The following is a 23,402-nucleotide window of genomic DNA, read 5'->3' as shown; positions in this document are numbered from 1 at the left end:
TTTTAGGTTTTGAGAGAGGACCTGGCGATGTGTGGTAGCGGTCAGTGCTTATGTGGATGCTCGACCAGTGTTTAAGACCAGGGATATGGAGAGTTACTAGGGTAGTTGAAGAAGTTGTAAGCGAAGTGTAGTTGCAAAAATGGATCTATGAAAGGTTACTGGGGTGGTTAATCTTTTTATGGTAGACCAGTGCTTTCTGGATCGTTTGTGACGATAGATTTTTATAAAAGGAGAGGTGAGGAGGATGGCGCAGAATAAGTATCGCGTTACATTCATTTCGCCGAGTGAGGTTGAGCAGCGGACTGTAATGGCAGCGAGTAGTTTGCCGGATTTAATTCGTAAAGTAGAGAGTATTATTGCAGATTCGAACGGTTATTTTGTAAATGATAAAAAAAATAATTGCTATTTTAAAGTGATTAAAGAAAATGTTACGTTTATTCAATATGAGTTACTATTTTCAGATAAAGAGATTCATATTGAAAAATTAAAACATATAGCACCGGCAGTATTAAAACGGTTATTTGAAAACATAAATGATCCGGAACTGTATGCTCTTGCGCTACTTGATGTTGATATAGCAACGAAGGATTATGTGCTAGAACAAATGAATCCTAAGCTAAGAATAAGAGTCGAAACGGAGCTTTCAAAAAAATGGGAAGCAATGCCGACAGAAATTGTAGGAGCGCAAGAAGTGTTACTAGAGGCACTTGCTTCGTTTATACAAGATTAATCGCCTTTATAAATAAAGAAATGAATCGTTCGACTATCTATATTTTTCATATAGATAGTTGACTTTTTCGTTTTAATAAAGCTTAATAATTAGATATACGGAAATAATGAAAGGGGAGCGACACCTTTATGTCACAAGCACAAAGTATTTTATTAGAAAGCGGAACAAATGAATTAGAGATTGTTACATATACTGTTGGTGAAAACCTATTTAGTATTAATGTAATGAAAGTACGTGAAATCATTAATCCATTCCCTGTTACAACTGTGCCAGAATCTCATCATGCAGTTGAAGGTGTTGTTCAAGTACGCGGTGAAATTTTACCTGTTATTAACTTAGCGACAGCTCTTAATTTAAAATCGATAAAGCCACTTGATCAAACGAAATTTATCATTTCAGAATTAAACCAAATGAAAGTTATTTTCCGTGTGGATGAAGTGCATCGTATTCAACGTATTTCTTGGGAACAAATTGATGAACCAGCTTCATTGTCTATGGGACTAGAAGAAACGACATCTGGTATTGTAAAACTAGATGGAAAAATCATCTTACTATTAGATTATGAAAAAATTGTTTGCGAAATTAGCAACACTGGTTATGACAATAAATCACTTGCAGGTTTAGAGCAAAAAACAGATCGAGCTGAAAAAGTTATTTATATTGCGGAAGATTCAGCAATGCTTCGTCAAATATTAGAAGAAACATTATCATCAGCTGGATATACGAAAATGAACTTCTTTAGCAATGGTGCAGAAGCATTAGCGCAAATTGAAAAGCTAGCAAAAGAGCAAGGAGAAAAAATGTTTGAACATATTCACTTGCTAATTACGGATATTGAAATGCCGAAAATGGATGGACACCATTTAACGAAAGTAATTAAAGATGGTGAAATAACGAATCGTTTACCAATCGTTATTTTCTCTTCATTAATTACAAATGAATTATTCCATAAAGGCGAAGCGGTAGGAGCAAATGCGCAAGTAAGTAAGCCAGATATTCAAGAGTTAATTGGCTTAGTAGATAAATTAGTGTTGTAAAAGAGTGTTAAAAGCGCTTTTTTTGCTTGAATAGAAGCTCTAGCTATGTGTGGTGGCGGTTAGTGCCTAAGAGATTCCTATGCGATGTAAGACCAGAAGTATGGAGTGATTTTAGGTATAGAGGAACTAGCCATGTGTGATGGCGGTCAGTGCTTCATAGAGCCCCATGCGATGTGAGACCAGAGGTATGGAGTAGTTTTAGGTAAATGAGGGAAGTAAATTTGCGGACTCTATTTACAACTCTATTCTTTTAGTGGAGAGAAGGGAACTAGCCATGTGTAGTATTGGTTAGTTCCTTTTTAGTGTTTTATACTCTGTACAGGTGGAAAGATGGAACGTTTTTGGAGTGTTTGTGGTTGTGTGTATGAAAAATCTTGATTTGAAGATTTTTGATTTGAAAATATAAGAAAAAGTATCTTTGGATTATTTTAGTAATTTTTTCGTGATAACGAAAACTTTTTCGGTGAAAATATATTCGGAATACCATATAATATAATTAAATGTGATTAATATGCAATTATACATATTAATCAAAAAAATACTTTTTCTATTTCTATACATTTTTGTATGTTTATTATTTGACAGACAATTTCGAAATGTTATAATATGGATATGTAAAAATTGCTATTTTCTGAGAAGACATGGGAGTCAGATGAGAATTGCGAAAGGATGAGGGGGAGTGACACAGATTATGTATCACCACACAGCAATCAATGTATTAAGTCTCTTACAAAACATGTCAAATAATAAAATGAACGATATGCAACTAGAAACGGAATTTAAAAAAATAGAGAAACAATTCCAAGTAAAGTATGAAGAACTAGTTGATTTACATAATAGAATGGTATTATTTCAAATAGATATAGAAAAACATGGCGGGATGCGAGCATATGAAAAATCAGCGATTACATGGCTGAAGTCTGAACTAGCGTTGCTATATGAAGTGTATCAATTTTGTCAACGTCACGGTTTAAACATTATTAATATTTCAAAATACGTTAGTAAAAACGAACTAAATCTTTTCCCGAAAACAGAAAGTCAATTACAAAATACGTATTACAAACTAAAAAAATGTGAAATACCTTTTGAAAATATTGAAAAACAAAAACCAGGACGAAAGCGAAAATATACACCTGTAAAAGAAACAATCATTGAAATGAAAAAAGAAAACAATTATGTATTAAAAGAGGAAGTACAACATAAAGAGAATGAAAAAAGTCTTGTAACAGTTATATCTGGTATCGTTGATAACTTTGAAACTATTAGTCAATGTAGTGAAAGAAAAGAAGACGAACTACATCAGTTTATGGAAGGTATTTATAAGCTTTCTAGCATGGCCGCAGGGCATTTTAAAGAAGAGTCAAATAGAAGTAGTCTAGAAAGTGAATTGCGAGCGTTACAATTGGAAAACGAAAGGTTAAAACGAGAAAAAGAAGAACTTGTGCAAGATGTGAAAGACATGACGCAACATTTAATTAATTTCATTAAAAGTTCGGATGTCAATCAAATTCGTAAATTACCAACCTTCGTACAAGAATGCAAAATAGAATTAAATAAACTAGGTTTATATAACGCACAAGACGGAAAAATGAAAATAAGGATCGACCGTAGAGGACAAGTTATGACGGTAGCGCCATAGAGCTATTGAGTGAAAAATAAAAGGGAAGTACATAGTTTATATGTATTTCCCTTTTGTTTTGTGTGGAAAGGTTTGAAGGAGAAAATAATAATTAGGATTTTGATCACTTTGGAAATTATTTAGGGATTTGATTAACTTGAGAAACGATATGAATCGCAATGTGAATCTCGCTTGCTTTCGTATAGAAACGAGTCATAATAGCCACATTTGCCGGAATATCTGAAACACCATTTAACCTCTCATCCGTCACAAAATACTCCATGGCGACGTGCATATACTTCTCATTCACACATAGAATGACTGCTTAGCATACATACTCAAAACACTCGTGTCAATATGCAAAATAATCACCCATATCTTAATGATTAACATATGATCTTAAAGTTAATAAATGGATATGAAAAGAAAAGGGACTTATACTTATTTTCTATTTAGGTTTTAACGCGAGAGGGGATAGAGACAGGCACTGACCGCTTCCACACATCGCGGATGCTCTCTCCTATCTAAAAAAGAAAGTTTTTACAAATAATTCATCTATATAGAAAAAATAAACCTCTCCGCTTGCGGAGAGGTTTATTAATCTCAAATGGATTATTGTAATAATTTAGAAACCATTTGTGGAGTTTGGTTTGCTTGAGAAAGCATGCTGATACCCGCTTCGTTCAAGATTTTGAACTTAGTCATTTCAGACATTTCTTTCGCCATGTCAGCGTCTTCTACTTGAGAAGCAGCAGATGCCATGCTTGATGCTTGGCTCTTCAGGTTGTTTACGTTAAAGTCTAGACGGTTTAATGTAGCACCTAAATCAGCTCGATTATTAGCAATTGTTTCAAGCGCAGCATCAATTTCTTTTACAGCAAGCAATGCATTAGGTTTTGCAGTACCAGCATTTGCTGTAGCTGCGGCAAGACCCGCATCAAAATCAGTGATTGCTGCTCCAGCATCTAGTGGATCGTAGGCTTTAATTTTATCATCAAGAGTCTTAGTGTTAGTGTAATCAGTTTTAGCTGTTGCCCAAGCATTTTTAAATGCAGTGAAGGCAGCAGTCTTTTCATCATCAGTTTTAGCAGCTGCGAAATCTTTTTTAAATGCAGCTTGAGCGTCTTGTGCTAGTTGTACACCTTTAGGTGCTGAAGTAGTTTGACCTTCAGCAATTGATAATGTATCAATTCCAAGTGCTTCACGTGTAGCACCATGTAAAGTAATAGTGATTTGTTTTTGATCGTCATCAGAGTCAAGAGTTTGAATTTTAATTTCGTTTGGTGTAGCTTTATCAGCATTTAATAAATCTTTGTCGTTGAATTGAGTATTATTTGCAATATAGTCAATTTGCTCTTTTAACGCATCAAATTCTTTGTTTAAAGCAGACTGGTTTTCTTTTGTATTTGTACCAGTTGCAGATTGGTTTGCAAGGTCACGCATACGAAGTAAGATGTTAGATACAGAACCTAATGCTGAATCAGCTGTACGGATTAAAGAAATACCGTTTTGCGTGTTATCAGCTGCAACACCTAATCCGCTTTCACGTGCACGCATACGAGTTGCGATTGCAAGACCTGCTGCATCGTCAGATGCGTTGTTGATACGTTTACCGCTTGATAAACGGTCCATAGCGTTACTCATTTTAGCTTGGTTTTGACGCATATATTCTTGCGTACGCATGCTATTAATGTTTGTATTAATTCTCATGTAAAGAACCCCCATTTTTTTATATTGATTTTTCTGCAAATTGAAAAACGGTAATATGCGAAAAAATCGATTTCGAATTTATTGTAAGCCTTGCTATAATGGGTGTCAACTGAAAATTTGAATTAATAAATATAAAAAAATAACAGTTTAACAATTTAGTCGTTTTTTTATTACAATATAATTGCAAAGGATTATTGCAAACTTTACAAAAAAACTCTAATATTAGATTATCTTTGTTTACCGAAAAGGTGATATTATGGTAGTTGGAAATATAGTAAAAGAAGTACTTGCATATAAAAAAGGACAGTTTCAACAAAAGTTGAGTAGTCCGCAGGCTTTTGTTAGTAGTAGGTTTCAAGAGAAGTTGCAAAGTGATCCTATGAAGGAGACGAAGGCTACTACGCCAACGGCAAAAGTAGAGGATATGAGTCAGCCGGTACAATCTACGAAAATAGAAGCGGTTGTGAATAAACCGGTAGAATCTATTCATAAAGTAGAGGAAGTAAGTAAGCCGGAAGAGAAGCCTGAAACGAAGAAAGTCGATGACGTACAAGTTGCACAAAAAGAGTTTGAACGACGTTTCCTGGAAACGAAAAATGAGGCTGTTGATACGTGGGGGTTAACGAAGAAGTATAATATTCAAAAAATACGTTCTTCAAATGAAGGGAAGTATGAGGATATTATTGATCGGGTGAGCCAATCTTACGGAATTCCGAAAACGTTAATTCAAAAAATGATTGAAGTAGAGTCTAATTTTAATCCGAAAACAGTGTCGCATGCAGGGGCGATGGGACTTATGCAGCTTATGCCAGCGAATGTGAAAGAGATGGGTATAAAAAATCCATTTTCACCAGCTGAAAGTATTGAAGGTGGCGTGAAAGAGTTAAGCGGTTATTTAAAGAAAAATAATGGCGACTTAGTATTAGCGCTTGCTTCTTATAATGCTGGTCCTGGTAATGTGAGAAAGTACGGAGGGGTACCTCCATTTAAAGAAACGCAAGGATATATTAAAAAAATATTAAATATCGACGTTTCGAAATAAGAAATTTCATTTATATATAGAGAGAAAATGGAATTTTCGTGAACATGATATGGGAGTGGGCTAGATTTGAAATTACAAGATGATATTCCGTTAACAATTTATTTTGAAATCGGAAATACGAAAAAGAAGATTGAAGATCTGCTTCATATTACGAAAGGTACATTGTATCGTCTTGAAAATTCAACGAAAAATACGGTGCTTATTATGCTTGAGAATGAAGAGATTGGAACCGGAAAGATTTTGACGAAGAATGGAAAGATGTACGTTGAAATCGTTGAATTGAAAAGGTAGGGAAGGGGATTTTCATGAGTGGCGATAAATTAAGCCAAGAGCAAATTGATGCCCTGCTGAAGGCGGTAAATGAAGGCGAGGAAATGCCAGCTTTCGCACAAGAAGCAGGGAAGCAAGATAAATTTCAAGAGTATGATTTTAATAGACCGGAGAAGTTCGGTGTTGAACATTTACGTAGTTTGCAAGCGATTGCTTCTACGTTTGGTAAACAGACGTCACAGTCATTGTCTGCGCGTATGCGTATTCCGATTGAATTAGAGCCTTCGACAGTGGAGCAGGTTCCATTTACGAGTGAGTATGTAGAGAAAATGCCAAAAGATTATTATTTATATTGCGTTATTGATCTCGGAATTCCAGAGCTTGGGGAAATTGTTATTGAGATTGATTTAGCCTTTGTTATTTACATTCATGAGTGCTGGCTTGGCGGAGATAGTAAACGTAATTTTACGATGCGTAGACCACTGACGGCGTTCGAGTTTTTAACGCTTGATAATATTTTTGCGCTTCTATGCAAAAATTTAGAGCAAGCATTTGAAAGTGTTGCGGCAATTAAACCGAAATTTGTAACGACAGAGACTGATCCGAATGCACTTAAGATTACGACAGCGAGTGATATTATTTCATTACTGAACGTAAATATGAAAACGGATTTTTGGAATACGACAGTTCGTATCGGTATTCCGTTCTTATCTGTGGAAGAAATTATGGATAAGTTAACGTCTGAGAATATTGTCGAACATTCTTCGGATAAGCGTAAAAAGTATACGTCTGAAGTGGAAGTGAAAGTGAATCAAGTGTTTAAACCTGTTCACGTTGCGATTGGTGAGCAGAAGATGACAATGGGTGACATTGAACAAATTGAAGAAGGCGATATTATTCCGCTTCATACGAAAGTTTCGGATGAATTACTTGGTTTTGTAGATGGAAAACATAAATTTAATTGTTTTATTGGAAAAGATGGAACGCGTAAGGCGCTCCTATTTAAAAGTTTTGTAGATTAGGAGGATCCATATGAAGCATGAAGTATCTCCTGTGTCATTAATGGGATTAGAAGAATTTGCAGGAAAGCGAAATGAAACAAGTAAAGCACATATTGATACTGTTTCGGATATTTCGATTGAACTTGGTGTAAAGCTTGGGAGATCATCTATTACGCTCGGTGATGTGAAACAGTTAAAAGTGGGCGATGTTCTTGAAGTAGAGAAAAACTTAGGACATAAAGTAGATGTGTATTTAAGTAATATGAAAGTCGGCATTGGGGAAGCGATCGTAATGGACGAGAAGTTCGGTATTATCATTTCTGAAATTGAAGCTGATAAGAAGCAAGCTGCGCTTATGAAAGCGCAAAGTCAAATGCTAGATAAAGAGTAGAGGAGGAGTCATATGTCGTATATGACGACCTTATTTCAAGTCGTTTTACTGTTTGGTGCGCTCGGCTACGGTGCATATTATATGACGAAAAAGACGCGCAAGCAGCAGTTTTTTAAACAAGGTGAAAATGGCCATATTCAAGTGAAGGACGGCGTTTATTTAAATCATCAAACGAGCGCTTTTTTATTTGAGGTTGATGGCAAGCAAGTGTTCACTGTTATTAGTAATAACGGTGTACAATCTGTGCAATTAACAGGAACAGGAAATCAGTTTCAACAAGCGCTAGAAGACGCGGTGAAGAGTGAAACGAAAAAAGTAGAGGATCCATCATGAGAATAAAGAAACAGTTATCATTATTAGCCGTTATTTTCGTATTTTCTATCGTTTTTTCAATTATTTTTGTAAATCCAGCGTATGCGGCCCAAAACGGTTTTATTAATTTCGAAAATGGAAAAGAGTTTACGAGTAATTCAAGTGTACAGCTATTTGCGCTCGTTACCCTTTTATCATTATCTTCTTCTATCGTTCTATTATTTACACATTTTACTTATTTTATGATCGTTCTCGGGATTACACGTCAAGGACTTGGAGTAATGAATTTACCACCGAACCAAGTGCTTGTTGGACTTGCATTGTTTTTATCACTCTTTACGATGCAGCCTGTACTTGGGCAACTGAAGAGCGATGTGTGGGATCCGATGACGAAAGAGAAAATAACAGTAAGCCAAGCTGCGGAGACGACAGCTCCGATTATGAAAGAGTATATGTCAAAGCATACGTATAAGCATGATTTGAAAATGATGCTGAAAGTGCGCGGAGAAGAGTTACCGAAAGATTTAAAAGATCTTTCTTTATTTACGCTCGTACCATCCTTTACGTTAACGCAAATTCAAAAAGGATTATTAACGGGGATGTTCATTTATTTAGCGTTTGTATTTATAGATTTGATTATTAGTACACTTTTAATGTACCTCGGGATGATGATGGTACCGCCGATGATTTTAAGTTTACCATTTAAAATACTCGTTTTCGTATATTTAGGTGGATATACAAAAATCGTCGATATTATGTTTAAAACGGTCGCCTGAAGCGTTTGATGCTATGTGATAGGAGTCATATAAATGAATACGTCACCAATTATAGATATTTTTCAAACCTTTTTTTATAAAGGGGTTATGATTTTAATGCCGGTTGCCGGCGTAAGTATGATTGTCGTTATTATCATCGCTGTCATTATGGCGATGATGCAAATTCAAGAGCAAACGCTGACGTTTTTACCGAAAATGGCGAGTATTGTGCTCGTTCTTATCATTTTAGGTCCGTGGATGTTTCAAGAGTTAACGATGCTTATTTTAGATTTATTTGATAAAATCCCATCGCTATTGCGTTCGTACTAAGATAGGTGGAATGAAATGAATATGGAATTATGGGCGGCGACGTTTTTTGCGTTTTGCCGTATTACTTCATTTTTATATTTTTTACCGTTTTTCTCAGGTCGATCCATTCCAGCAATGGCGAAGGTTACAGTTGGACTTGCTCTTTCCATTACAGTTGCCGATCAAGTGGATGTCTCTCACATAAAGACAGTTTGGGACGTGGCAGCTTATGCAGGTACGCAAATTGTAATTGGATTATCGCTTTCAAAAATTGTAGAAATGCTATGGAACATTCCAAAAATGGCCGGGCATATTTTAGACTTTGATATCGGTTTATCACAGGCAAGTTTGTTTGATGTAAATGCAGGCTCACAGTCTACTTTACTTTCAACCATTTTTGATATATTTTTTCTCATTATTTTTATTTCACTTGGCGGCATTAATTATTTCGTTGCCACGATTTTAAAGTCGTTTCAATATACAGAGGCGATTTCAAAATTGCTGACGACTAGTTTTTTAGATAGTCTACTCGCAACGTTATTATTTGCGATTACATCAGCGGTTGAAATTGCTCTTCCACTAATGGGGAGTTTGTTCATCATTAACTTTGTGTTGATTTTAATCGCAAAAAACGCTCCGCAATTAAATATTTTTATGAATGCATTTGTCATTAAAATTACGTGTGGTATTTTGTTTATTGCGATGAGTGTACCGATGCTCGGTTATGTGTTTAAAAATATGACGGACGTATTGCTTGAAGAATATACGAAACTATTTAACTTTTTCTTAACGAAGTAGGGGGACGCGCATGGCAAAGGATAATAAAACAGAAAAGGCCACCCCGCAGAAGCGTAAGAAATCGCGTGAAGAAGGGAATATTGCCCGAAGTAAAGATTTAAATAATTTATTTTCCATACTTGTATTAGCAGTTGTCGTTTACTTTTTCGGAGATTGGCTCGGTTATGAGATTGCAAACTCTGTAGCGGTGCTGTTTGATCAAATTGGAAAAAATACAGATTCAACTAAGTATTTTTATTTAATGGGGATTTTACTACTAAAAGTATCAGCTCCCATATTAATACTCGTATACGCTTTTCATTTATTCAATTATATGATTCAAGTCGGTTTCTTATTTTCTTCTAAAGTCATTAAGCCGAAAGCGTCACGTATTAATCCAAAAAACTATTTTACAAGATTGTTTAGTCGTAAAAGTTTAGTAGATATTTTGAAATCACTATTTTATATGGGATTAATCGGTTACGTCGCTTACATTCTCTTTAAAAAGAATTTAGAGAAAATCGTGAGTATGATTGGATTTAACTGGACTGCGTCACTTTCTGAAATTATTAGGCAAATTAAATTTATCTTTTTAGCTATTTTAATTATATTAATCGTTCTTTCTATTATTGATTTTATTTATCAAAAGTGGGAATACGAACAAGATATTAAGATGAAAAAAGAAGAAGTAAAACGAGAGCATAAAGATAATGAAGGGGACCCGCAAGTAAAGGGAAAACGAAAAAACTTTATGCATGCGATCTTGCAAGGGACAATTGCGAAAAAAATGGATGGTGCAACGTTTATTGTAAACAACCCGACTCATATTTCGGTCGTACTTCGGTACAATAAACAGGTTGATGCGGCACCAATTGTCGTTGCAAAAGGGGAAGATGAGCTCGCATTATATATACGAACGCTTGCCCGCGAACAAGAAATACCAATGGTGGAAAACCGTCCGCTTGCTCGTTCTTTATATTATCAAGTCGAGGAAGATGAGACGATTCCAGAAGATTTATACGTAGCTGTAATTGAAGTTATGCGCTATTTAATTCAAACGAATGAACTTGAAGTATAATAGCGCGGTTGGAGGAGATCTCTTGTGTTTAAGATAGATTCTGCAAGAACCTATTTTTCTATCTTTTTAGCAGCGTCATTCGTAGTGGCGCTCTTAATTCCACTTCCACCATTTATACTTGATATCGTTATCGTTTTTTTACTAAGTATGTCAGTGCTTATTTATATGCGAGCAACAAGTATTAACGAGTGGGATGAATTAAAGTCATTTCCAACGATGTTGTTATTAATCGGGATTTTCCGCGTATCGATTAACGTATCGACGACGCGAGCGATTTTGACAGACGGAAATGCGGGGCATGTTATTGAAGAGTTCGGTCAGTTTGTAATTGGCGGGAACTTATTAATTGGTATCGTTATTTTCATAGTATTAATCATATTCCAGTTTATCGTTGCAAACGGTGCATCTCGTACAGCTGAAGTTGCAGCTCGTTTCACACTTGATTCTTTACCCGGGAAACAAATGTCTATCGATGCGGATTTAAACCAGCGTATTATTACTGAAAAAGATGCACAGGCAAAACGAAAAAAATTAAATATGGAAACAGAGTTTTACGGGGCAATGGATGGTGCCGGGAAGTTCATCAAAGGGGACGTTATTTTCGGTATCGTCATTTTATTCGTAAACATTATTTTCGGTTTAATCGTCGGCATGATGCAGCAGGGCATGAGTTTTGCGGAAGCAGCTATTCACTATACACAGTTAACTGTCGGTGACGGAATCGTAAACCAAATTGGTTCGTTAATGCTTGCGATTTCAACAGGTATTATCGTAACGCGTGTATTTGATGGTTCATCTGACACAGTAACTGAAGGAATCTTTAAAGAGTTATTAGCGCATGAAGTCGTTGTATATGCGCTTGGTGGTTTATTTATTGCGATGGGTATTTTCACTCCGCTACCGTTTCTACCATTCGCGCTCGTTGGTGGAACAATTATTTTCTTAGGAATTCGTAATAAAAACCGAATAAAGAAAGAAAAAGAAGAAGAGCTTCAAAAAGAATTAGAAATGATTCAAGGCGAAGATGAGCAACTGCAACAAGTGGAAGATTCATTCGGAGTATTTACAGATAAATATCCAATTATTGTAGAACTCGGTTTAGATTTAGCGGCACTTGTAAAGCAGAAAATTAATGGGGAAACAGCTCGTGATAAAGTTGTTCTTATGAGGAAGTCGATTATTACCGACCTTGGTATTAATGTTCCTGGCATTAACTTTAAAGATAATACGAGTTTTAGACCACGCGGACGTTACATTATTCGTATTAAAGGTGCGAAGGCAGCTGAAGGTGTTTTAAAATCAGGGTACTTATTAGCACTGAAAACACCAAATGTAATGGCCGATTTAGATGCAGAACCAGCAAAAGATCCGATTTTCGGTGAAGATGGATATTGGATTTTAGAGCATATGGTACAAGATGCACAAATGAAAGGCTATCAAGTATTAGAGCCACTTAGCATATTAATTACACATTTAGATGTTGTCGTTAGACGTAATCTTCATGAGTTAATTCAGCGTCAACATGTAAAAGACTTAATTAACTCGCTTGAAAATGATAACGGTGTTTTATTAGAAGAGATTAAGAAGAAAGAAATCGACTTATCACTCGTTCAAAATGTTATTAAACAACTTCTAAAAGAAGGTATTTCTATTCGTGATTTACCAACTATTATTGAAGGTATTATTGACGGAAAAGAAATTTATCAAAACCACGTTGACGGTGTAACGTCATTCGTCCGTGAATGTATTTCAAAAGTGATTTGTGAAAATGCGAAAAATCCTGACGGTAAAATTTATGCGGCGCTCTTCTCAGATTCAATCGAGTTAGATGCGGACGTTGTAAACAATTCTTATCAAGGTTATTTATTAAACTGGGATTTAGATTTAGAATCACGAGTCGTTGAGCAAGTACAACGCGTATTTAAACAAGCACGCTTAATGGGAAGAGAACCAGTATTATTAACGCGTAGAAAAGATTTCAGATTTGCGATTGTAAGACTGCTAGAGCGGTATCAAATAGAAGCACAAGTACTTTGTATTAGTGAATTAGCTCCAGAAATTGTTGTAGATCAAATTGCTTACATTGAATAGTAGGGGGTGAAGTAATGGAAAATACAGAAAAGAAAGAAGCGTTAATGCGAATAAAAGCAGCTTCGAAAAATGAATTGTATCGAAAGTTATTTGACCAATATGGTACAGATTATTATTACGTTGTCGATGAAAGTGTAAAACGTAATATCCCGTTTTTTTGGAAAAAGAATTATGAAATGTTAGTTGCTTTTCCAGAGGAGAAACAAGAAGAAGTGAACGAGGGTACAGCTCAATTTCATGAACAATTAATGGATGTTGTGAACGATCCTTCAGAACAAATTGTGAAGGCAACCGGAATTCAATCGGTACTACACAATTTAGAAAACGTGACGACTGCTATGTCATACGCGGCGATGCAAACAGGAAATAGTGAAGAATGGACAAGAAAGAAAGAGAAACTATTAAAGTTGTTTGAAAAAGGTATCGTCGTTGTGAAACAGACGGAAGAAACGAAAAAGCAAAAAGCTGTGAAAAAAGTTGCTCCGGTTAAAAAAGAAGAAGTGGTTGTAAAGAAAGAAAAGCAAGAATCTGTACCGTTTATTATTCAAAAAGTAATTCGCATGCTAGAACAAAACGATGTAGAACAATACTTCATTCATGCATATGCTGAAAAGTTAAAAGTGAAGTTTGAGAATGCGACGATGATTACAGAAGAAGAAGTGATCGAATATATATTGGAAGATATGAGATCTCATTTCAACACAGAAAACGTATTTGAAAAAGAAGTGCAAACAATTGCATTAATCGGTCCAACTGGAGTTGGAAAAACAACGACACTTGCGAAAATGGCATGGCAGTTTCACGGTAAGAAAAAAACGGTCGGTTTTATTACGACAGATCATTCGCGCATTGGAACAGTACAGCAACTGCAAGATTACGTAAAAACAATGGGATTTGAAGTAATCGCTGTACGTGATGAAGCTGCAATGACAAGAGCGCTTACGTATTTTAAAGAAGAAGCGCGCGTCGATTATATTTTAATTGATACCGCCGGAAAAAATTATCGTGCGTCAGAAACAGTGGAAGAAATGATTGAAACGATGGGACAAGTAGAGCCAGATTATATTTGTTTAACGTTGTCAGCTTCGATGAAAAGTAAAGATATGATTGAAATCATTACGAATTTCAAAGATATTCATATTGATGGTATCGTATTTACGAAATTTGATGAAACAGCAAGTAGTGGTGAATTGTTGAAAATTCCAGCAGTATCATCGGCTCCAATTGTATTAATGACAGACGGACAAGACGTGAAGCAACATATACATATCGCTACAGCTGAACATTTAGCGAAACAAATGTTGCAAACATCATAGAAAAGAGGTGAAGGATAAGGCAACCGCCTTATTCAAACGAGTATGAACGGTCTTTATATAGGTTCTATGGGTATGATGAATTACATGCAGCGTATTAATATTCATTCGAATAATGTTGCAAATGCTCAAACGACAGGATTTAAAGCAGAAAATATGACTTCTAAAGTATTTGATGTACAAGACACATATCGCCGCGGAGATGGAGCTGTGACAAATATCGGTTCGACTGATTACGCTGTAGTACCAGCCGCAACGCATGTGAACTTAGTACAAGGAAATATACAAATGACAAATAGTGCTACAGATTTCTTTTTAGATGACGGTACGGTCGGCGCATCATCATTTTTCGTTACATCTAAAAACGATGAAACGTTTTTAACGAGAGATGGTAGTTTTACAATAAATAGTGATCGTTATCTGCAAACATCATCTGGTGCTTTTGTTATGGGAGAGAATAATGAACGTATTCGTATTCCTGAAGGAGCAAAGGTAGCTGTACAAGCAGATGGTACATTATATGATGAAGTAACACAAAATAATATTGCTCGCCTGCAAACAAAAACAGTAGATGCAGAAGCGAATGCTCGTCTCATGCAAAGAGAGAACAAAAGCTTTACACTAGCAGAAGGAAACATTGCTGATTTACCGAACGGAACAGGGATAGTAAAAAACCATATGCTAGAAAATTCAAATGTAGATTTGACGAAAGAGATGGCTGATCTTATGACAGATCAAAAAATGATTTCAGCGTCACAACGCGTTATGACTTCATTTGATAAAATTTATGAAAAAGAAGCGAATGAAATATTGAGATAAGAGACTTCCATTAGTGGGAGTCTTTTTTTTATTGCTTTTATTACAGTTACATCATAAAATGATAATGATTATCAATATCATTTTATTTATTTTCATAAGAATGGAAATTCATAATGATAGCAACATGTATTTCACTAAGTGAATTAAAAACAAGGGGATGGTGTGTATATGTCTACAAAAAAACAACTTTGCATTGGATTATGTTTAATTTCGAGAAAGAAAGAAGATTATATATTTGATTCGGGAATTGATGAACAAGTAGAGTTAGCGAAACGAGCAGAAAAATCGAAGTTAGATTTTGTTTTTAAAGCGGATTATTTAGTGGCGCACCCAGATTTAATTGCTCGTAATAAAGGAAACGTCATTTTAGATCCAACATTACTATTTACAGCTATTGCGTGTGCAACAGAAAAAATTGGAGTCGTTACGACTGCTTCAACTTCGTTTTATCCACCATATATATTAGCGAGGCAATTACAATCTTTACACTGGATTAGTAACGGCCGAGTAGGGTGGAATATTGTCACATCCATTGACGGTGCTGAAAACTTTGGTGAGGACGGGATGCCATCATCGGAGCAGCGATATGCGAAAGCGGCAGAATGTACAGCGTTAGTAAGAAAACTTTGGAGAAGTCACCCTAATGAAGTATTGAAAGTAGATAATCCTGATGTGATTAGAGAGATGGTAAAGCCTATTGAGCATAATGGTGAATACTTTAAGGTGAAAGGTCCACTTAATATTCCGCAGCATATTTCAGGAGAAATACCATTATTTCAAGCTGGTGCTTCAGAGTCAGGACGAAATTTTGCTGCTTCTGTTGCGGATGCAATTTTTGCTGCGACGCCGGATGTAGAGTCAGGGATGGAACTGCGTCAAGATTTAAGAAGAAGAGCAGAACAGCATGGCCGAAAGCAAGATGATATACGTGTATTGCCTGGGTTATATTTCTTTATAGGTGATACATATGAAGAAGCGTTAGAAATGCATAGGCAAGCACATCAACATCTCACAAAAGAGAAAAGATACTCGTTACTTGAAATGGTTCTCGGATTAGACGCTAGAGGAATTCCGCTAGAAAGTAAGATTATGGAAGAGATGTTGCCAAGCCGTGATCAAACTGTTCGCAGTAAAACACACGCTGAATTATTACGCAACTACATTATTAAAAATGAACCAACTGTTGAACAAATACTAGAACGACCAGAAGTTGTTGGTTCCGCTCATTGGGTTGCGGTTGGTACAGCGCAAGATGTTGCAAAGCAAATTATGGATAGGTTTGAGGCCGGAGCGTTAGATGGATTTATCGCTATTCCAGGAGGACCTCCAAAGTCACTAGATCTATTCTTTAGTGAAGTTATTCCTCTATTCGTGAAAGCTGGTGTATTTAGGGAAGAGTATACAGGTTCTACTTTACGGGAGCATTTGGAGGAGCATCTATCAAATACGTTGCAACTAAAATAAGTGAAATAGTATGTAGAAAAAGCCTTCTGATGAAAGGCTTTTTATTTTTGAGATTAAATTTCAGAATTATCAATTGACTTTATAGGTCTGTTTTTTTATATTAGTAGGTATACTAATAACTACTAACATACATGCATCGTTTTGAAATGAGAGTTATATAGATTGTGAGGGGTACTGATGGATGAAATTATAAAGGAATTACAAAAGTTAGGTTTTTCCCAGTATGAATGTAAAGCGTATATTGGACTACTAAAACATTCCCCAGTAACAGGCTATGAAGTGAGTAAGCAAACAGGGGTACCTCGTTCGATGATTTATGAAGTGCTCGGTAAATTGATGGATAAAGGAGCAGTGCATATCGTTCCTACTGAACCAGTAAAATATGTACCAGTACCAGCTACGGAGTTAATGAATCGAATGCGAAAAGACTTTGAGAAGTCCTTTGAATTTTTAGATGAGAAATTAAATTGTCTAGAACAAGAGCGACAAATAGATGTAATTTCGCATATTCGTTCAAATGATCGTGTTGTAAAAGAAATATGCAATATAATTAATAAGGCGAAGGAAGAGTTATGGATTTCTGTATGGGAAGATCAAGTGCATGAAATTGAGCCATATATTCATCAGAAAGAAAAGGAAGGTGTACATATATTTTCAATCTTATTTGGTGCTCCCAATACAAAAATAGGCGCGACGTTTCACCATAATTATATGACGCCCCACGTCGTTGAAAAGAGAATGGGTGGTCATTTAACTGTTATTGCGCGTGATGGAGAGGAAGTATTAATTGCAAACTTCTCAAATGATAACACTTCATGGGCCGTTACAACGTATGACCCAGCGCTAGTTCTCGTAGCTACAGAGTATGTCCGGCACGATATTATGGTTGAGGAAATCACGAAGGAGTTTGGAGCTGATAGGTTAGATACGTTATGGCGTGAAAATATAGATTTAGCTCATGTCGTGACAGGAAAACGAACGATGAAAGGAATGGAGGATGATAGGAATGAGTAAAGCTCAGGCCCATGTAGCTTTGCAGAGTGATGATACATTTCAGCAAGGAGTAAAAGATTGTTTACCAACTGTATTTGGTTATTTGAGCATCGGTATAGCAGCTGGTGTAATTGCAAAAACAGCAGGTTTCTCCATCATTGAAATTGCGTTTATGTCCACTTTAATTTATGCGGGTTCTGCCCAATTTATATTAGCTGGTATGTATGCAGCTGGTGCTCCTGCTTCGGCAATTATTTTTACCGTCTTTTTTGTTAATTTACGCCACCTTCTAATGAGTGCTGCGCTCGCGCCGTACTTTACGAAACTTCCCCTAGTAAAAAACGTAATAATCGGTTCTCAAATTACAGATGAAACGTTCGGCGTTGCAGTGCAGCATGCAGCGCAAAAAGGATATGTAGGCGAAAGGTGGATGATGGGCTTAAATGTCACAGCATATTTAAATTGGATTCTTGCTACTATTATTGGCGGGTTGTTTGGTGAGTGGATACCAGATCCGCATACGTACGGCATGGATTATGCATTACCAGCAATGTTTATCGGGTTATTTGTACTACAGCTCATAAGTAGTAAACCAAAACTAGCAATTCACCTTACTGTTGCAACTGTAGCAATTATAATTGCATACGTTTCACACTTATTTATGCCAGATAGTATAGCGGTTATTATCGCAACGTTACTAGCGGCGACGATTGGAGTTGTGATTGAAAAATGGAAATGAGATTGGACGTAATATTACTTTTACTAGCAGCTGGAGCTGTCACACTCGTGCCACGTATTTTACCTCTACTCGTATTTAGCAAACTACAAATTCCAGACTGGGGTTTAAAATGGTTAAATTACATACCAATTGCGATATTAGCAGCACTTTTAGCACAAGTATTATTTATGCATGAGACGATGCAGTGGGATTACCTTATCGCAGCAATTCCAACATTTCTTGTTGCAATATACACTCGTAGTTTATTAGGTACAGTGTTAACGGGAGTGATTGTGATTATTTTGTTACGTTTCTTTTTCTAAAAAGGATTACGCTCATATAATAGCGAAAGGTGTAATAACATGAAAGATATAGGGGTGGTGTTATGATACTTTTAACGATAGGAGCAATTTTGTTAACGTTGTTTATTTTCTTTATTATCGGCTTCATTACGTTTATGATGTTTGTTGATAAGGCGACACCTCAAATATATTATACACCTTGTGAATCAGTGACAGTGAAGACTAAAGGTAAACATAGAAGGAAGAAAAGTTGAATGTTGGCTTTTCTTCCTTTTGTTTTACATCCTCGAAAGAACTAACAACAATAACCCAAATAAAAAACTAATAAAGGAAAGAAAACCGATACATATTGAGAATACACAATTGTTTCTCCATTCGCGCCAGAAAACGATACATCCTAAAATACAAAGAAAAAACCAAATAGGCAGGAATATGAACTCGCTAACTTTCTCAGGGAGTAACGAATAAAAAGATGTTAAATATAAGATCCAATTGGTAAAAAATAAAATGCAAACGATAATAGATTGTAAGTAGGGGCGTTTGGAAAACTTCCCTTTTTTTACGGTTATAAAAATGATAGTTAGTGCTGAGAAAAAGGCAATGAATATGAAAATAAGTAAGAGTAATGTAAGTGTCATTTAGCTCTCCTCTATAAAATTGTTTTTTACAAGAAATGTATCTATTAGAGTGTATGCTTGCTTTGTAGAGTGCCTGTTATATTTTTCAATGTACGGATTTAGAAATCCATGTTCACCGCGTAGTTGTTTAATTTCTAATAAAGGATTTTTTTGTAGCTGCAACGATTGAATGAAAGAGGATACTGAAAAACTAGCTTCTTTTTCAGGGAAAATAAGTAGGGTAGCACATGTTGGTTTTATATGAATATAGTCACGTATACGGGAACCGTAACATCCGATAATAAAATCTATTTTTGGATTGTTACTGCATAGCCATGAGATGGTAGCACCAACACTAAAGCCGATAAGTCCAATATGTGTGTAACGACTAGAAAGACGAGTAATAAATTCTTCAATTTGCTTTTTTCCATCATCAAATCCAATATGATTCATAAAAAAATGATATGCTTTTTCTTCATCACTGTAATGAAATGCAGGTTGCGATTGTAGAAAATTAGGACAGAATACATCTATATGAGATGAAGTGAAGTGTTGGGTAACGTGATGCATATGGTCGTTCACACCATATATTTCATGAACAGCAACGAGAGCTAATTGTTTCTTCATCGTTACAATGTACCTCTATGAAACTTAAACTCTTTCTCAACACGGCAAATGCGTAGATGGAAGTTTTCATACCATTGCTCACGGCCCCTTTTTTTCGCTTCTTTATGTAAGGCGTTCTGTTTCCAATTTTCAATTGCCTCAAGTGATTCCCAATAAGAAATTGTGATTCCGAGTCCCGAATTACCGCGTGCACTTTCTACACCTAGAAAACCAGGTTGCTGCTTTGCAAGTTCCTCCATTTTGTCGGCAACGCTACTATAATCTGTTGTATTATTTGATAAATTAGAAGTGAATATAACTGCATAATAAGATTTGTTTTTTTCTAAATTAGATGCCATTATTTTTGCCCCCTTAATGTATAGTGTGAATAATTAATTCATAGTTTGTATTGTAGCAGGTCACAAAAAGAAAAGAAGTAGAAAATTCTTATTTTTTTAGCTCCTGTAAAATAGAAGAAATTTATAATAAGTAATCTAAAGGAAGAAAAATGCCACTTCAAAAGTCGAAGTGGCATTTTTTATATTTCCTCTAAGCTATTAACTGGAACTGTTAATTCGCGTCCTGGGTTTTTAACTTCATATATGCGGGCGGTTTCATTGCTTTCGTCGACGTGTTGAATCGTAACAGGCATGCCTTGAAAACTAACATTAGCTTGCTCCGCTGACACAGAAAGCTCTTTTGCACGTTCAATATTCATTTATATTCCTCCCATCATTATTATCTTTGCTAAAAAAGAGGGATAATATACCATTTCGAGACATTCTTAAAGTTTTTGTATTATTTGTAATGTTCCTTTAATAAATGAAGAGAAGATGGAATCAGGATAGCTATCTATCGCTTGAACTGCTTCTTTTGCTTCTTTGAGTGCAGCTGTTTTATCTTGAAGTTCTATATAGCAAAGAGCACGATAAGATCCAGCTGTTAATAACCACGATTGATCAAGTGGATGACTCATATAATCTGGTATAGTAGCGTGTTTTAATGTTTCCAAAGCGTCCTTATAACATTTTAAGCCATACAAAGATTTTCCTTTTTCAAGATAATACAGTCCATCGTCTTGAAAAATTGGTACATCTTTTAGTTTTTCTCGGAATTGTTCTAAATGTTCTAATGCAATTGTATATTCATTCGTAACGGTATTGTAGTAATAAGCTTTTAATATATGTATATTTGCAGCGGATAAAGTATCTTCTGTAAAAATGGCAAATTGCTCAGATTTTTTTATGTAATATAAATATTTTTCTTTATCAGTTGTAATGATTTTTTGATAAGATAAAATACGGTAAAATTCATCTGTTTTATAATACACTTGATGTTTTTTTGAAAATGCAAGTGCATCTAAAATGACTTTTTCACATTTTTCATAATTACCATATGCGAGTAAAATAATTGCTTCTTTTAAATATAATTGTATATGTGTAATAAGATCCATTTCTAAATTCTTCGTTTTATATTCATCGCGAATTTTGGTAATCAACTGTAAACATTCTTTATATTTTTTCCGTTTGTAGAGCATATAGTAAAAAAGTAGTTTCGTTTCAGTGCTTTCTCGATATAAAGTATATTTTTCAAATATAGAAACAGCGGTTTCAACGTAAGATTCAATATTATAATCGTTCATAATAGCTGCTCCTGTTAGGAACTGTTTATATAAACGAGCCGTATTTATAGTAGAAGGTAGCTCTTTTTGAACAATCGGTAGTAGAGTTTCATATACTTCATCACATTTATTTTCCTTTATGAGTTGCTCCATTTTTGTAATGAGTTCTACAATTTCATCATCGTCTTCCTCTAATAAAAAGCTCGTTTCACATTCAAGTTTTTCAGCAATATATTGTAATGTTTTCATGGAAGGTGTAGCTTTTCCATTTTCAATTTGACTAAGCATACTTTTTGTCAGTTCCGAACCTGCCAGCTCTGTTTGTGTAAGTTTTTTTTCTTTTCGTAATGCCTTAATTTTTTCGCCGAGAGTTGCCATATTATTGCTCCTTTATCATTAGAAAGTTAAATTGTATTTAACTTTTTGTTGTGAAAATTGGAAAGTTGATTATATAATAAGTTTAACACAATTTAACTTTTAAGGGGAGAGAGTCATTATGGGAGATATAAGTATAGGACAACATGATACAAGAATGAAAGTTGCAACGAGAAATATTATTTTGATGATGATTGGAAAGATGACGTCTTTATTAGGGGCAGGTATTTATACATTCGCAATGGGGTTATACGTATTAAAGACAACTGGTTCAGGGATGGGGTTTGCTATTACGCTCGTTTGCGGATCACTACCAAGGATGATCTGTGGTCCGATTGCAGGTGCTGTAGCTGATCGTGTGAATCGAAAATGGCTTGTCATTGGCACTGATTTATTAAGTAGTTTAACGATGCTTATTATGTTTATTATTGCTACTATATTTGGACCATCACTTCTTTTTATCTATATTTCAGCGGCATTATTATCAATTTGTGCAAGTTTTTATTCTGTTGCATTAACTTCGTCTATTCCTAATTTAGTAGATGAGGAGCGTATTCAAAAAGCGAGTGCTTTAAATCAAACCGCAGCTTCTTTATCAAATATTTTAGGGCCGATTATTGGTGGAGTTGTATTTGGTTTCTTTTCCATTAAGTCGTTCTTTTTGTTAAATAGTATTACGTTCTTTTTAGCGGTTATTGTGCAATTATTTATCGTATTTGATTTATATAAAAAAGAAATGTCTGAAAGTAAAGAGCATTTTTTGACGAGTATAAAAGAAGGTTTTTCATATGTGAAACGCCAGGATGAAATATATGGGCTAATGAAAATTGCACTATGGGTGAACTTTTTTGCGAGTGCACTGTTCGTTTCACTTCCATATATTATTGTTCAAAATTTGCATTTATCCTCGAAGCAACTCGGTGTTGTAGAGGGAATGTTAGCAGTCGGGATGCTAATGGGTGCAATTGTTTTATCAGTACGTAAAGAAGTGAATAATCCGTTTCGCTCTGTTTATATTGGGCTGTTTTTATTTGCGGGCTTGAGTTTATGTACAGTCTTTCCATTGTTAGTTACCATTCCGAAAGTAGTAAGTTTTATTTACTATATCGCTTTTATGATGTTAACGGGTATATCAATGATGATCGTAAATATACCGATGCAAGTACATATTCAAAAGACGACAGATCCAAACTATTTAGGACGTGTATTCGGTTTACTTGAAACAATTGCTACTGCAATCGCACCACTCGGTATGATTGTATATGGATTATTATTAGATATGTTGCCAACTAGTATTGTTATGATGACATTAGGCGGAGGTTTATTGTTAGTTGTAGTAGTTGGAGTAAAGCAACATATGGGGAAAAAACAAGTAGATGTGTCGGCGTGAACTACTCACCACTTAACGTCCTTACGGACTGTTTGAAGTGGGAGCTTCTTGGGAAGTAGATAC

General features: G+C 35.4%; 27 protein-coding genes and 1 pseudogene. 21 read left to right on the top strand and 7 right to left on the bottom strand.

The window, feature by feature from the left end; translation table 11 throughout:
* The first annotated feature begins 244 nt into the window (after positions 1–244).
* The 3 genes from ACTFOB_RS15315 to ACTFOB_RS15305 all read left to right on the top strand — a co-directional run bounded on the left by ACTFOB_RS15315 (position 245) and on the right by ACTFOB_RS15305 (position 3,406).
* Positions 245–730, top strand: coding sequence for a LysR family transcriptional regulator (locus tag ACTFOB_RS15315; protein WP_440027098.1), 486 nt, complete (start codon positions 245–247; stop codon positions 728–730).
* A 128-nt stretch (positions 731–858) separates the two neighbouring features.
* Complete coding sequence (locus ACTFOB_RS15310) at positions 859–1,767, top strand: chemotaxis protein (RefSeq protein ID WP_440027100.1); 909 nt, start codon at positions 859–861, stop codon at positions 1,765–1,767.
* Between the two features lie 691 nt (positions 1,768–2,458).
* Positions 2,459–3,406, top strand: a complete 948-nt coding sequence (locus tag ACTFOB_RS15305) for a DNA-binding domain-containing protein (protein ID WP_440027363.1) — start codon at positions 2,459–2,461, stop codon at positions 3,404–3,406.
* A 115-nt stretch (positions 3,407–3,521) separates the two neighbouring features.
* On the opposite strand, the gene ACTFOB_RS15300 is transcribed toward ACTFOB_RS15305, so the two are convergent.
* Positions 3,522–3,680 carry a hypothetical protein gene (locus ACTFOB_RS15300; RefSeq protein ID WP_440027102.1) on the bottom strand — a complete coding sequence of 53 codons (159 nt, stop codon included), beginning with the start codon at positions 3,678–3,680 and terminating at the stop codon, positions 3,522–3,524.
* 317 nt (positions 3,681–3,997) lie between these two features.
* Entirely contained in the window at positions 3,998–5,095 is a 1,098-nt protein-coding gene (locus tag ACTFOB_RS15295) for a flagellin N-terminal helical domain-containing protein (RefSeq protein ID WP_440027365.1), read from the bottom strand.
* Between the two features lie 256 nt (positions 5,096–5,351).
* On the opposite strand from ACTFOB_RS15295, the pseudogene ACTFOB_RS15290 reads away from it, so the two are divergent.
* From ACTFOB_RS15290 to ACTFOB_RS15210, 17 genes and pseudogenes are all read left to right on the top strand, one after another.
* Positions 5,352–6,116: pseudogene (locus ACTFOB_RS15290) on the top strand (lytic transglycosylase domain-containing protein); the annotation flags it as partial.
* Between the two features lie 87 nt (positions 6,117–6,203).
* Complete coding sequence (locus ACTFOB_RS15285) at positions 6,204–6,428, top strand: flagellar motor switch protein FliN (RefSeq protein ID WP_002189074.1); 225 nt, start codon at positions 6,204–6,206, stop codon at positions 6,426–6,428.
* 14 nt (positions 6,429–6,442) lie between these two features.
* The gene (gene fliM, locus ACTFOB_RS15280; RefSeq protein ID WP_440027104.1) at positions 6,443–7,429 is read left to right on the top strand and encodes a flagellar motor switch protein FliM; all 987 of its coding nucleotides are present in this window, start codon (positions 6,443–6,445) and stop codon (positions 7,427–7,429) included.
* A gap of 10 nt (positions 7,430–7,439) precedes the next feature.
* Positions 7,440–7,799, top strand: coding sequence for a flagellar motor switch protein FliN (gene fliN, locus ACTFOB_RS15275; RefSeq protein WP_440027106.1), 360 nt, complete (start codon positions 7,440–7,442; stop codon positions 7,797–7,799).
* A 12-nt stretch (positions 7,800–7,811) separates the two neighbouring features.
* Positions 7,812–8,132, top strand: a complete 321-nt coding sequence (locus tag ACTFOB_RS15270) for a hypothetical protein (protein ID WP_000121176.1) — start codon at positions 7,812–7,814, stop codon at positions 8,130–8,132.
* The gene (locus ACTFOB_RS15265) at positions 8,129–8,887 is read left to right on the top strand and encodes a flagellar type III secretion system pore protein FliP (protein WP_001220586.1); all 759 of its coding nucleotides are present in this window, start codon (positions 8,129–8,131) and stop codon (positions 8,885–8,887) included. The genes ACTFOB_RS15270 and ACTFOB_RS15265 overlap by 4 nt, the downstream gene beginning before the upstream one ends.
* 33 nt (positions 8,888–8,920) lie before the next feature.
* Positions 8,921–9,196, top strand: a complete 276-nt coding sequence (locus ACTFOB_RS15260) for a flagellar biosynthetic protein FliQ (protein WP_440027108.1) — start codon at positions 8,921–8,923, stop codon at positions 9,194–9,196.
* A gap of 15 nt (positions 9,197–9,211) precedes the next feature.
* A complete protein-coding gene (locus ACTFOB_RS15255) occupies positions 9,212–9,973 on the top strand; it encodes a flagellar biosynthetic protein FliR (protein WP_071757438.1) in 762 nt (253 codons plus the stop codon).
* A 10-nt stretch (positions 9,974–9,983) separates the two neighbouring features.
* Positions 9,984–11,030 carry a flagellar type III secretion system protein FlhB gene (gene flhB / locus ACTFOB_RS15250; RefSeq protein WP_440027111.1) on the top strand — a complete coding sequence of 349 codons (1,047 nt, stop codon included), beginning with the start codon at positions 9,984–9,986 and terminating at the stop codon, positions 11,028–11,030.
* Between the two features lie 24 nt (positions 11,031–11,054).
* Positions 11,055–13,121 (top strand): flagellar biosynthesis protein FlhA, encoded by a 2,067-nt coding sequence (gene flhA / locus ACTFOB_RS15245; protein WP_440027112.1) that lies wholly within the window; start codon positions 11,055–11,057, stop codon positions 13,119–13,121.
* A 14-nt stretch (positions 13,122–13,135) separates the two neighbouring features.
* Positions 13,136–14,437 (top strand): flagellar biosynthesis protein FlhF, encoded by a 1,302-nt coding sequence (gene flhF / locus ACTFOB_RS15240; protein ID WP_440027115.1) that lies wholly within the window; start codon positions 13,136–13,138, stop codon positions 14,435–14,437.
* A 42-nt stretch (positions 14,438–14,479) separates the two neighbouring features.
* Positions 14,480–15,253 carry a flagellar basal-body rod protein FlgG gene (locus tag ACTFOB_RS15235; RefSeq protein ID WP_440027117.1) on the top strand — a complete coding sequence of 258 codons (774 nt, stop codon included), beginning with the start codon at positions 14,480–14,482 and terminating at the stop codon, positions 15,251–15,253.
* Between the two features lie 168 nt (positions 15,254–15,421).
* Positions 15,422–16,717: an NtaA/DmoA family FMN-dependent monooxygenase gene (locus ACTFOB_RS15230; protein ID WP_440027119.1), complete on the top strand. Its 1,296-nt coding sequence runs from the start codon at positions 15,422–15,424 to the stop codon at positions 16,715–16,717.
* 177 nt (positions 16,718–16,894) lie between these two features.
* Complete coding sequence (locus tag ACTFOB_RS15225; RefSeq protein ID WP_440027121.1) at positions 16,895–17,731, top strand: TrmB family transcriptional regulator; 837 nt, start codon at positions 16,895–16,897, stop codon at positions 17,729–17,731.
* Entirely contained in the window at positions 17,724–18,449 is a 726-nt protein-coding gene (locus ACTFOB_RS15220; protein ID WP_440027123.1) for an AzlC family ABC transporter permease, read from the top strand. The genes ACTFOB_RS15225 and ACTFOB_RS15220 overlap by 8 nt, the downstream gene beginning before the upstream one ends.
* Entirely contained in the window at positions 18,440–18,751 is a 312-nt protein-coding gene (locus ACTFOB_RS15215; protein ID WP_000425935.1) for an AzlD domain-containing protein, read from the top strand. Before ACTFOB_RS15220 ends, ACTFOB_RS15215 begins: the two co-directional genes overlap by 10 nt.
* Before the next feature lie 62 nt (positions 18,752–18,813).
* Positions 18,814–18,984, top strand: a complete 171-nt coding sequence (locus tag ACTFOB_RS15210; protein ID WP_000602236.1) for a DUF3951 domain-containing protein — start codon at positions 18,814–18,816, stop codon at positions 18,982–18,984.
* Positions 18,985–19,008: 24 nt separating this feature from the next.
* On the opposite strand, the gene ACTFOB_RS15205 is transcribed toward ACTFOB_RS15210, so the two are convergent.
* The 5 genes from ACTFOB_RS15205 to ACTFOB_RS15185 form a co-directional block, all read right to left on the bottom strand.
* Positions 19,009–19,368: a hypothetical protein gene (locus tag ACTFOB_RS15205; protein ID WP_440027125.1), complete on the bottom strand. Its 360-nt coding sequence runs from the start codon at positions 19,366–19,368 to the stop codon at positions 19,009–19,011.
* Positions 19,369–19,974 (bottom strand): dienelactone hydrolase family protein, encoded by a 606-nt coding sequence (locus ACTFOB_RS15200; RefSeq protein ID WP_440027126.1) that lies wholly within the window; start codon positions 19,972–19,974, stop codon positions 19,369–19,371.
* Between the two features lie 2 nt (positions 19,975–19,976).
* On the bottom strand, positions 19,977–20,312 hold the full coding sequence (locus ACTFOB_RS15195) for an antibiotic biosynthesis monooxygenase family protein (protein ID WP_440027128.1): 336 nt from the start codon (positions 20,310–20,312) through the stop codon (positions 19,977–19,979).
* A 179-nt stretch (positions 20,313–20,491) separates the two neighbouring features.
* Positions 20,492–20,671: an H-type small acid-soluble spore protein gene (locus ACTFOB_RS15190; RefSeq protein WP_440027130.1), complete on the bottom strand. Its 180-nt coding sequence runs from the start codon at positions 20,669–20,671 to the stop codon at positions 20,492–20,494.
* A 66-nt stretch (positions 20,672–20,737) separates the two neighbouring features.
* Positions 20,738–21,952: a helix-turn-helix domain-containing protein gene (locus tag ACTFOB_RS15185; RefSeq protein WP_440027132.1), complete on the bottom strand. Its 1,215-nt coding sequence runs from the start codon at positions 21,950–21,952 to the stop codon at positions 20,738–20,740.
* Positions 21,953–22,070: 118 nt separating this feature from the next.
* On the opposite strand from ACTFOB_RS15185, the gene ACTFOB_RS15180 reads away from it, so the two are divergent.
* Entirely contained in the window at positions 22,071–23,339 is a 1,269-nt protein-coding gene (locus ACTFOB_RS15180) for an MFS transporter (protein ID WP_440027134.1), read from the top strand.
* Positions 23,340–23,402: the final 63 nt, after the last annotated feature.

Origin of the sequence: Bacillus cereus group sp. MYBK79-1, from assembly GCF_051915365.1 — a bacterium.
Taxonomy (GTDB): domain Bacteria; phylum Bacillota; class Bacilli; order Bacillales; family Bacillaceae_G; genus Bacillus_A.
Note: the sequence above shows the minus strand (reverse complement) of the source record. Positions and strands in the feature narration are given on the sequence as shown.